This window comes from Flavitalea flava (assembly GCF_054461575.1).
The window spans coordinates 124,391-135,512 of sequence record NZ_JBTLQH010000016.1 but is presented as its reverse complement, the minus strand read 5'-3'; the positions used below and the strand labels follow the sequence as shown (position 1 = coordinate 135,512).

9 protein-coding genes and 2 CRISPR repeat arrays are annotated in these 11,122 nt (G+C 40.5%); of the genes, 8 read left to right on the top strand and 1 reads right to left on the bottom strand.

Going from position 1 to position 11,122, the window contains the following annotated elements:
• The first annotated feature begins 81 nt into the window (after positions 1 to 81).
• The 8 genes from ACX0G9_RS15910 (at position 82) to ACX0G9_RS15875 (ending at position 8,797) form a co-directional block, all read left to right on the top strand.
• Positions 82 to 507: a CRISPR-associated protein Cas4 gene (locus ACX0G9_RS15910; protein ID WP_459065920.1), complete on the top strand. Its 426-nt coding sequence runs from the start codon at positions 82 to 84 to the stop codon at positions 505 to 507.
• 22 nt (positions 508 to 529) lie between these two features.
• Positions 530 to 1,534: a type I-B CRISPR-associated endonuclease Cas1b gene (gene cas1b, locus ACX0G9_RS15905; protein ID WP_459065919.1), complete on the top strand. Its 1,005-nt coding sequence runs from the start codon at positions 530 to 532 to the stop codon at positions 1,532 to 1,534.
• A 12-nt stretch (positions 1,535 to 1,546) separates the two neighbouring features.
• Positions 1,547 to 1,810, top strand: a complete 264-nt coding sequence (gene cas2 / locus ACX0G9_RS15900) for a CRISPR-associated endonuclease Cas2 (protein ID WP_459065918.1) — start codon at positions 1,547 to 1,549, stop codon at positions 1,808 to 1,810.
• Positions 1,811 to 2,061: 251 nt separating this feature from the next.
• Positions 2,062 to 3,599: a CRISPR direct-repeat array (repeat unit 30 nt; unit sequence GTTTTAATCGAACCATACTGGAATTGAAAG).
• Between the two features lie 112 nt (positions 3,600 to 3,711).
• On the top strand, positions 3,712 to 4,047 hold the full coding sequence (tnpA, locus tag ACX0G9_RS15895; protein ID WP_459065917.1) for an IS66 family insertion sequence element accessory protein TnpA: 336 nt from the start codon (positions 3,712 to 3,714) through the stop codon (positions 4,045 to 4,047).
• The gene (gene tnpB / locus ACX0G9_RS15890; RefSeq protein ID WP_459065916.1) at positions 4,047 to 4,391 is read left to right on the top strand and encodes an IS66 family insertion sequence element accessory protein TnpB; all 345 of its coding nucleotides are present in this window, start codon (positions 4,047 to 4,049) and stop codon (positions 4,389 to 4,391) included. The genes tnpA and tnpB overlap by 1 nt, the downstream gene beginning before the upstream one ends.
• A 50-nt stretch (positions 4,392 to 4,441) precedes the next feature.
• Positions 4,442 to 6,253 carry an IS66 family transposase gene (gene tnpC, locus ACX0G9_RS15885; RefSeq protein WP_459065915.1) on the top strand — a complete coding sequence of 604 codons (1,812 nt, stop codon included), beginning with the start codon at positions 4,442 to 4,444 and terminating at the stop codon, positions 6,251 to 6,253.
• 65 nt (positions 6,254 to 6,318) lie between these two features.
• Entirely contained in the window at positions 6,319 to 6,639 is a 321-nt protein-coding gene (locus ACX0G9_RS15880) for a hypothetical protein (RefSeq protein WP_459065914.1), read from the top strand.
• Positions 6,640 to 6,767: 128 nt separating this feature from the next.
• Positions 6,768 to 7,985: a CRISPR direct-repeat array (repeat unit 30 nt; unit sequence GTTTTAATCGAACCATACTGGAATTGAAAG).
• Between the two features lie 230 nt (positions 7,986 to 8,215).
• Positions 8,216 to 8,797: a hypothetical protein gene (locus ACX0G9_RS15875; protein ID WP_459065913.1), complete on the top strand. Its 582-nt coding sequence runs from the start codon at positions 8,216 to 8,218 to the stop codon at positions 8,795 to 8,797.
• Positions 8,798 to 8,811: 14 nt separating this feature from the next.
• Here ACX0G9_RS15875 and ACX0G9_RS15870 read toward each other — a convergent pair whose 3' ends face one another.
• Positions 8,812 to 11,055, bottom strand: a complete 2,244-nt coding sequence (locus ACX0G9_RS15870) for an alpha-galactosidase (RefSeq protein WP_459065912.1) — start codon at positions 11,053 to 11,055, stop codon at positions 8,812 to 8,814.
• Positions 11,056 to 11,122 lie beyond the last annotated feature (67 nt).

Below are 11,122 nucleotides of genomic sequence, written 5' to 3'. Positions count from 1 at the left end.
TTTTTCATCTTGAGATAGTTAAAATTAAGAAATTCTTTTTAACTAACCCGATGGTCCGATTTTAGGGGAGTGATATATACTATGGAACACACTTCCGACATTGTAGCAGAAGGCAAGCTTATTCATGAAACCAGCTACCTTCAACGACCAGGAAAATATTCGGAAATTTCTATTGGGGGAAGCAAAATTGATTATTATGATGCTGTGAATAAGATCATTCATGAAGTTAAGAAGACTGACAGCATGGAGGCTGCACATGAATGGCAAGTTAAATATTATATATGGTTGCTGTCAAGGAACGGAATTGAAGGCGCTCGAGGTGTTTTAGAATATCCCAAATTGCGTGAAATAAAAGATGTTGCGCTTGCAGAGGAAGATGAAAATCATTTGGAGGATATAGTGAAGAAAATTGAGCAAATCATCGATTCAGAAAGGTGCCCTTCCAGACTGGATTGTAAATTTTGCAAAAAATGCTCATACTACGATTTTTGTTATTCCAGCGAGTAATTTTATATTTAATATTACGGAGATGAAGAAATCTTATTATCTTTTCAATCCTGGTCGCATTAGCCGAAAGGACAATACCCTCAAGTTTACACCTACGGATCAAGATGGAAAAGAGGGAGTTCCTAAATATATCCCTATTGAAGGAGTCGATAATCTTTTTATTTTTGGCAGTTTGGATGGCAATAGTTCAATCTATAATTTTCTCGGAAAAGAACAGGTTTGCGTTCATTTTTTTGATTATCATGAGCATTATACTGGTTCTTTTATGCCAAAAGATTATTTGCTTGCTGGTAAAATGTTGGTGGCTCAAGTGAAAGCATATAATGCACTTCAAAAGAGAATGTCTATTGCTAAAAAATTTGTTGAAGGCGCTTCTTTTAATATGCTTAAGAACCTTCGCTATTATAGCAATCGGGAAAAGGATACTACCTCTCAGATGCAACGAATAGAGAATTTGGAAGAATCTATTACTTCAGCGCTTGATGTTGAATCCCTTATGGGGATTGAGGGGAATATTCGGATAAGTTATTATGAGGCTTTTCCAATTATTATTAATGATTTTGAGATGAGGGAACGGTCAAGACAGCCTCCCTCCAACGAAGTAAATGCGATGATATCCTTTTTAAATAGCTTATGTTACATACTATGCTTGGACATGCTTTATCATACGCAACTTAATCCAACAATTAGTTTTTTGCATCAGCCAGGTGAAAGGAGATATTCCCTGGCATTGGATATTGCGGAAATATTTAAACCAATATTAGTCGATCGGCTAATCTTTTCTTTATTTAATAAAAAACAAATCCAAAAGAATGATTTTGATATCCAGGTTAACAGATGCCTTTTAAAGGAAAGCGGACGCAAAATCGTTGTAAAGGCATGGGATGAAAAGCTAAATGAAACAATTAAGCATCGATCATTGGGAAGAAATGTTAGCTACAAACATCTTGTGAAACTTGAATGTTATAAACTAACAAAGCATATTTTAGGAATTGAAGATTATAAGCCGTTTAAGGCCTGGTGGTAATAAAGTGATAGTATGTATGTAATTCTGGTTTACGACATTGAACAAAAAAGAGTTGGGAAAATGCTAAAATTATGTAGGCGTTATTTAAACTGGATTCAAAATAGTGTTTTTGAGGGGGACATTTCTGATGTGAAATTGAAGGAACTTATTTTTGAAGCCAAGGAAATAATGAATATTGAAAAAGATAGTATTATATTATTCAAAAGTCGTCAGGAGAAATGGCTAGATAAAAAGGTTATTGGGAGAGAGAAAAATAAATTAGATAATCTGATCTAAAATACATCCCCCTTTTTTCTATAAAACCTATTTCCTGGTTAATAATCGTCGATCTCTCCAAAGGGGCATTGGATTTTCAGAAATCGGTAATTTTTATTAGTAGAATATATTGTATATCAGGATTTATGGTAGTCGTCGATCCTTGGGGCTTATCATATAATTATAGATCGACTACTTTTTAGCTTCTTTTTACTATTTAAGAATCGTATAATTGTTTGATAATTAATATTTTGTTTGTTTTGTTTTAACGAGTTTTAATCGAACCATACTGGAATTGAAAGTTTCTTTGAGATCCGGCTATAAATAACACTAAGTTGTTTTAATCGAACCATACTGGAATTGAAAGGGCTTCAGCGGCTAATTCCTGCGCTAGATCCGTCATGGTTTTAATCGAACCATACTGGAATTGAAAGTATTTATGAATCAGGACTTGACGATTAAGAATTTCCCGTTTTAATCGAACCATACTGGAATTGAAAGATTGATAAACTATCATAGGTGGCGTATGTGAAAAGTTTTAATCGAACCATACTGGAATTGAAAGCATAAAAAGGTCTATTTGTTCGCGGATCAACTAAAGTTTTAATCGAACCATACTGGAATTGAAAGTTATAAAGCCTTTAGGGGGGGCTTGTTCTTTTAGTGTTTTAATCGAACCATACTGGAATTGAAAGGCGTTAAACGCGGTGTGCGATGAAGGAGAGACGTAGTTTTAATCGAACCATACTGGAATTGAAAGGAAGTTTCGAAATAGGTGCAGGGGAAACTCATACAGTTTTAATCGAACCATACTGGAATTGAAAGCTGTCTTTCCGGCAATGGGTGGAAGTCACCTACTATGTTTTAATCGAACCATACTGGAATTGAAAGTTATGCGCCTGTATAGCGAGTCCAGGTACTAACTCAGTTTTAATCGAACCATACTGGAATTGAAAGAACGTAAGTAGAGGGTGAGGGTTATATGTTGGCCGTTTTAATCGAACCATACTGGAATTGAAAGATGACTTACCGGTAGTCAGCTTTGAAACACGGTTTGTTTTAATCGAACCATACTGGAATTGAAAGTTGCCAAACCTGACCGCTGTACGTCAAGGCTATAATGTTTTAATCGAACCATACTGGAATTGAAAGAATTGGCTTGCGGATGGTGGAAAAGGACCCGAAACAGTTTTAATCGAACCATACTGGAATTGAAAGACTGTAACGACTACGCAGGTGGGACTCTCTGACACGGGTTTTAATCGAACCATACTGGAATTGAAAGCTATTTACCTTATTCACAAAGTTTTGCAAGGCTTGGTTTTAATCGAACCATACTGGAATTGAAAGTAGGACACGAAGTAATTGCCCTTTAAATCTATGCACGGTTTTAATCGAACCATACTGGAATTGAAAGAAATTATTTATCATGGCCCTTGCAATGGAGCAATTAGTTTTAATCGAACCATACTGGAATTGAAAGTTCGTTTAAATAGTTCAGCTTGTCAGTGTATGGCTTGTTTTAATCGAACCATACTGGAATTGAAAGTGACTAACGCAAGGTTTCAATTCATAGGGTTTTGTAGTTTTAATCGAACCATACTGGAATTGAAAGTCCTTAGTAACAGCGGCAACCGGGCTGGCGGAAGTGTTTTAATCGAACCATACTGGAATTGAAAGGGTGCAAGACGCTATTGTTCCGTCCGGATCGTATGGTTTTAATCGAACCATACTGGAATTGAAAGCAAACTGCAGGATGGTCGGGCTTCACTGGCAGCAGGTTTTAATCGAACCATACTGGAATTGAAAGGATCCTGCATACAAGCAATAGATTGTGCAGCAAAAGGTAACCATTCGGTTTGCGACATATTTAAATAATCGGCAGCAGTAGCTAGCTTTGTTCCCTGAAAATAGTTCAAAGTATGGAACAGTCTATTGACAGCCCAGGTAGTCGCAAACAAAGGGGTCCCCGAAGTGAATCAGAAATCCTGAAAGCGCTCGCCGACTTTGAGCGGTCGGGTGGCATGAGCATTAAGGAATTTGCCTTAAAGTACCAGGTATCAGAAGCAACCTTTTACAACTGGCGAAAGAAATACCGGTCCAAAAATGCTGTCAAAGATCAGCCGCGGGGATTTATTGCAGTCAGTGTGCCCCTCGACAATACGGGGGAACAGCCAGAACCCGTATTTGCCACCTATCGCGGTATCACCTTCTATCAATGGGTGGAACCCGCCTACCTTAAAACACTCATAAAATAATGTTATCACTAACCGGTTACCGACTGGTGCTGTGGAACGGGGCCACCAATATGCGTCAGGGATTTAATGGCCTGTCGGGGATAGTATGCAATGAAATAAAAGAAGATCCCTTTAAAGGCGGAACGATCTATGCCTTTTTCAATCAGCGTCGAAACCAGGTGAAATTGCTCGTTTGGGAAGGCGATGGGTTTTCCATCTATTATAAGCGACTTTCCCGGGGTAGTTTTGGAACACCCGTTTTTGACCCAGCCAGCCAGACGATGGTCATAGAAAAAAAGGATCTGATGCTAATCCTGGAAGGTATTGAGATCAGATATCGCAAACGATATAATAAAACGGTCTAATCCATGGACCAACGATCGATTTTGATATACATAAATAATTACATCAATTTATGCAACTATGCATTTACGATAGTATATTTGCTATCGTGAATGCCGATCATAATTATATCCTCTCTACTACTCCCCATCAAACAGCTTTCCTACAGGCTGACCTCAACGACGCATTTACCGAAGAGCGGATTTTCTTAGGCAAGATCATCAATGATGTATTCCGCAGGCTGTACTTAAAAGAACAGGAATTTACTGCTTTGCAAAGTAGTTATTGGCAGATGCAGGAACAAACGAAGACCAAGGACGAACGGATAAGTGTTCTGGAAACCGGGAACCATGAAATGAAAAGCCATCTAAATGACATGACCGAAAAGGTGGAAGAGGGCATTAAAAATGGCTGGCAGCTCGAAGAATTTAAACGGATGCTCTTCGGCCATAAGTCCGAACGTTATACAGCTTATAGCAGCGATATTACTCCCACTACCCAACCCAGTCTGGGCAATGTATTTGATACGGAGGATATAGAAGCCGTGATTGCCGCCAGCAGAGCCAGAACCACCGCCACCCAGGAACTGCAGGAGAAGCAAGCCGGACAAAAGACCAACCGGCATATCAAGCACCATCATGTTCATCGCGGAAAGAGAAACAGGAAGAGCGATAAGCTGGAAGTCGTTACCCATGTTGTCGATTATGAGGGTGATAAAACAGGACTGAAGTCTTTCGGAAAAAAGGTGGTCACCGTTTTTGATTACAAGCCGGGAACCATTGTGAAAACGGAAACGCATTATCTTAAATATATCAATAAAGAAGGTGAAATCTTTAAAGAAGCAGTACTGCCCCGCATTATTGAAAAAGGCACCGTAAGTAACCGGCTGGTAGCGCAGTTTCATATTGAGAAGTTCGTATACTATATGCCTTATTACCGGCAGTTGCAAAAGTTAAAAAGGCTAGGCATCAGCTTCGCCGCCTCAACGGTCAATGATTGGGAGGAGATCTGCTATAGAAAATTAAAGCGCCTGCTGAAGCTGATGAAAAAAATCATCCAGCAGCAGGATTATTTACAAATGGACGAGGTATATCTAAAATATGTGAACGATGTGGGGAAGGGCAAATGTAGTAACGGCTATTTTTGGGTGGTCAGGGTGCCGGATAAAAAAATGGTACTTTTTGAGTTCCATGCCAGCAGGGGCGCTGAAGTGCCGATGGAAATGCTGAAGGATTTTAAGGGGAAACTGCAAACAGATGGGTATGCTGGCTATAAAAGTGCTTTTAATGATAACGATGTTGTAACATTAATCACTTGTCTGGTGCATATCCGGCGTGGCTTTATCAAAGCCGTAAGCAATAATAAGGTGGTGGCTGAATATTTTCTGAATGAAACCCGCATCATCTATGATATAGAAAGCTTTGCGGATAGAAAACAGCTGACACCGGAGCAGCGGAAGGAAGTACGGCAAAAGCATCTTAAACCCATATTGGATCAATTAACCAGCTGGATTGCCGAACAAAAATCCGGTGACAGCTTCCCGCCTGATAGTCCTATCGCTAAAGCTATCACGTTTGCAGATAATCACTGGCACATGATGTATGAACTGCTGAAAGATGGCCGGTTATTATTAGATAACAATGGAGTGGAAAGGGCCATTCGTCCGGTAACCCTTTACCGGAAAAACTCCTTGTTTGCCGGCAATGAACACGGTGCCGGGCGAGCCGCGCTGTACTTTTCCTTACTCGAAACCTGCAAACTGAATAATATAGACCCCTACGAATACCTCTGCGATATTTACGACAGGATCCACGATTGTCCCGCTCATCAGCTCGAAGCCCTTTTACCCCACAAATGGACTCCCAGTACTGCAATTGCCTCATAAAGATTGTTGGCTAACAGCTTGCTGGTAGCGTTGGGAACGCTTAACTTGCCGATAAATTTACGGCAGTGCATAATGTCAATAAAGACCTGTTAATTACAGTACTGACAAAGGAGAATGAAAACTTAAAGGAGCTCAATCACTTGCGGGAGGAGCAACTAAAAATCTGCGGGAGGCAAGATGATATCTTTAAGCAGTTGAAGACGGAAACTAAACAAAGGGATGAGATAGCGAATAATCTTATAAAATGCTTAAATGACCAAATTCATTCGCTTGAACAAACGCTACAGCTCAGGGAGCTTCTTTGCAATGAATTAATTAAGCAGCTTGAGAAGATGGGCCTTAATGTGGAAGAGTATAAGGCTGCTGAATTATCAAAAACCAGGTAGTATAAGCCGGCCGGTGCATCAATTTTTAGTGGTATGTCAAAGAGCGTCTGCTTGTAATTATGATGCAAATATAAATACCCTGGTAATACGCACGGGACTGTCATCAACCGAATGGTTACAGCAAAAGCGTTTTAATCGAACCATACTGGAATTGAAAGTTGTATATAGGGTTTAAAACATTTCCTCCGCCTGTTGGTTTTAATCGAACCATACTGGAATTGAAAGTCGAAATAGAGAAGGCTTTTATTCTTTGGCTACTTTGTTTTAATCGAACCATACTGGAATTGAAAGAAGAGCTGGGTACTTTTTTAAGTTATGAATAACTAAGTTTTAATCGAACCATACTGGAATTGAAAGATGGATCATGATGAAATAATGTTAGAGGCCCAAAAGAGTTTTAATCGAACCATACTGGAATTGAAAGAAGTCTGATTGATCCCCAAGGAATGAACAGGATAGCGTTTTAATCGAACCATACTGGAATTGAAAGCGATTCTAAGGAGGCGGTACATTCCTTAGCTGAAGGTTTTAATCGAACCATACTGGAATTGAAAGAATATGATCAATTCAATGATTGATCTAATCAGCCTTGTTTTAATCGAACCATACTGGAATTGAAAGAGATTATTTGAATAGCCTACAGCTGTCGTTAATTGGTTTTAATCGAACCATACTGGAATTGAAAGGTGGTATACTGAAAAGTATATTTAGTTCTATCGCCTGTTTTAATCGAACCATACTGGAATTGAAAGCATAAGACCGCATAGAAAGTGGCCCATAGGGGATGGTGTTTTAATCGAACCATACTGGAATTGAAAGTCTTTTTACGAGCAGCACCGGCAAAATATTGGGCAAGTTTTAATCGAACCATACTGGAATTGAAAGTTGGAGGTAAATGAAGAACCTGGGCTTTTTTGTCTTTGTTTTAATCGAACCATACTGGAATTGAAAGGGCTGTCGATGTGAATGATAATGGATGATATCTGCCGTTTTAATCGAACCATACTGGAATTGAAAGCCGGCTGTCGCGATATACCCGTTCTCAACCTTGAATGTTTTAATCGAACCATACTGGAATTGAAAGCTATATAGACAGCGTGGGAAGGTTGTTTGGATACGGTTTTAATCGAACCATACTGGAATTGAAAGATTACTTTTCCTGTTATCGGACAAGTAAAGTTTAAGTTTTAATCGAACCATACTGGAATTGAAAGTAGATAGTGACGCACCATCTAATGATTGAATTGCTATGATTTAATCGAACCAAACTGGAATTGAAAGGCAAAAGCAATGGCAAGTTCAAGGCCCAGCGCAAGATTTTAATCGTACCACCTTGGAATTGAAAGTTTACTTGTGGCAGACTCATTTCATTAACTTGGCTCTAATCGAATCATTCTGGAATCCTAAAACTAGAAACATTTGAGATGATATTTCCCGTATTTGTACTTTTTAGCCAATCCTTACGAAAAAGATAAAATAAATATCTTTTTTTATCGTTTTTGAGATAAGATTTTATTGCACTATGTTGGTAAAAGAAAGAAAGGAATTAAATCTTAAATTGCATCAAATCTCTGGAATGGAATTCCGCGCTAAACTAGTTGTCGGCAGAAAAAATAAAAAAGCCTACGTTGCTTACGCAGGCCTTTTCATTGCTTTTTTATCCCTTTTAATGGTGTTTATCCCTGGCCAGGAAGATCATATTGCCATAACTTTTGGAATCGGAGTCATCGTGATTGTCATAGGTGCCATACTGGCAAAGGGTGACGTCACCAACTATGCCCTCTCCGAAGAAGAATTGCAGATAACAGCAACAGGCATTACCATCGCCAGCCAATATTATCCTTTGAACCAGGTTACCAATATGGATTTTGACGTCCAGGCCTATGACGGAAGATATATGAACGATGGAGCCATGATCTCCGGGACCTCCTCCGACGGCATGACCAATCAATTGCGTTTCGATGCCAACGGCAAAACTATAAAATGTGGTTTCTATTTAACCAGTAAAATGCATGTTATCGAGCTGGGACAGATCTTCGATCAGTTTTATCAAAACCATATCCCCTTTGTAGAACACAATAAATCTACCCGTACCTACCTTTTTCAAATTCTCAATGACAAACAATTGGTAGAATTTAAGAGCAGATATGGCTATTGATAAAATCCTGCGATCTATTCAATAATCATCCACACAAACCCTTCCGCAGGAATCTCGACCGATACAGTAATCGCATAATTCCTATCTAACGAGTACTGACTGACCGCTCCATTGGACTGCCGTACCTTAGCTACCCTATCCAAACCCGTATAATAAAGTGGCAGCGTGATCGATTTGACCATCTTCACCGAAGTCGGATTAAACAACATCACCAGCCCCTTTTCCTTTAATGCAGGATTGATATGCATCCAGCCATCCCAATCCCTCCCATCTGCGCGACGCAAATGAAGGATATCGGAATTCAAAATGTTCCGGTGTGTTTTATACCATTTTATAACCCCCGATACCCGGTCCCGGGTAAGATCGGTATCGAAGAGACGCGGTCCGCGGTAACAGGCTTGTACTCCCGAACCATAATATTGCATCATCAATTGCTCGTAATCCTTAAGGTGTTCATTCAAAGGCTCCAACATGGCCTCCGGGCCTCCACCCTGATATTTGGTCAGTGGTACAAAGCCCCAGGACATGGAAGGCGTCTTTTCCCATAACCCATCATAAATATTCTGTCGGTTAAGAATCATTTGGTGATCTCTGGGCAAAGAAAAATTTACCTCCCGATAACCGAGAGCAATCTTATTGGTACCATCTAAAAAATACCAGTCAGGTGCATTCACATAAACTCCGTTTTCCGCGCACCAATGGTACATGCCCTTCTGCAGTTCCATCTGGCGCCATTGGGAATCATCCAGACCTTTGTGGCCGGGGTGCTTTGTCGAAGCACAAACATCGCCGGGGTAAGGGCCATCATTCTCAAAAATGTCAAAACCCGTTTTGGTGATAAAGTATTTTAATTTATCCAGATAAGTCAATCCCCATTTACTACCCAGGCAGGGTGCATGCCCAAAAAATGCCGCTTTATCCGGAAGCCCTGTCGCTGGATCTATCACATCGTCCACATCGCTGATCTGCCTGGAACTGAACAGGGAATAACCGCCAATCCGGATACCTTTGGCATGAGCCTGGTCTGCCAAAGTCTTCCATCGGGCGACATTTTCTGCACTGGTATCTTCCATATCGCAATGACTGCCAAAACTGAGAATGACGGCCTCATATCCTGTTGCGGCACATTGCGCAAGGGCTGTCGTAACCTGGGCATCGTTTTGGCTGACCAGGTGCATAAAGATAGGATTGGCCATTGTCCAGGGAGCGACAACCCGGTACATTTGGCGTATAGCCAGTCCCCTGCGTTCCCGATCATAGCTGTCCATTAATAATTCGTGCGTACGAACCGAATTAAAATGTTCGCCTGCCTTCAATTCTACGGCAGTTACTTTCTCCGGACAGACTTCCAGAATACAGGGTGTACCGTAATCATAATTTACCTGTGAGGTATAGATGCTATCAGTTTTCCAATGGGTGGTCTGATCGCTGATATCATAACGCATCGCGTTATTAAAGGCGTAATTGGTCTCAACATAAATGCCATGTTGTTTTTTCATTTGCTCGGGCGTGCCGACCACCGCGCTTTCTTCTTCTACCAATCCCAGCACCTCATTGACCATCTTATTGATCGTAACTGTATGTGCCGATCCGTTCTCAACTGACACCCATTTAACGATCAGGGGAATACCATCATAGAGTTCATAATTTACCCGAATGATGATATCCTTCAAGGCAGGTAATTTACTTTTATAGATGAATACAAGTGTCTTTCCTTTTGATGATTCCCTTTTAGCCGATCCAGGTGATTTTGATTGGGTTGGTGAGGCCGGTTGTTTGTTTACCTCCGGCATCCAGCAATCAGACTTCCAATTTATAAATGGCTTCAAATCCGACATAGTATAAGAGTCGAATTGGAAATCATTATCATGGGCAGTGAGCTTTTCCAGCCACTTAGGTAATACATAGGCATTTTCGGTCTGTCCGTACAAACCTCCGATATTATATGTCAGGCCATCGATAGTGACCCTGGCCTCCGGTTTGATGGCCCTTAACAATTGTTGCCCATTGGACAGGTTCTGATAATCTATACAGGCTACATTGGGCCGCAACCGGAAGCTGCGTTTCAGCAGGCCATTATCGAACGTTATGTCTTTTTCATCGGCACTTTTATAAATTCTGGCTTTCGCGGTCGTTGGATGAACCAGCCAATCCTGGTTTGTACCACCTGAGGGGATCCGGGATAAGTTTACTTTTGCGTTTTGGCCAAATAAACCAATTGCCGGGAACAAACCCAGCCAGAAAATCACTTTTTTCATATGCGTAATATGGTGCAATTTCTTTTCCCAACACTACACAAACGATTGCGTATCATTATAGCTGGGC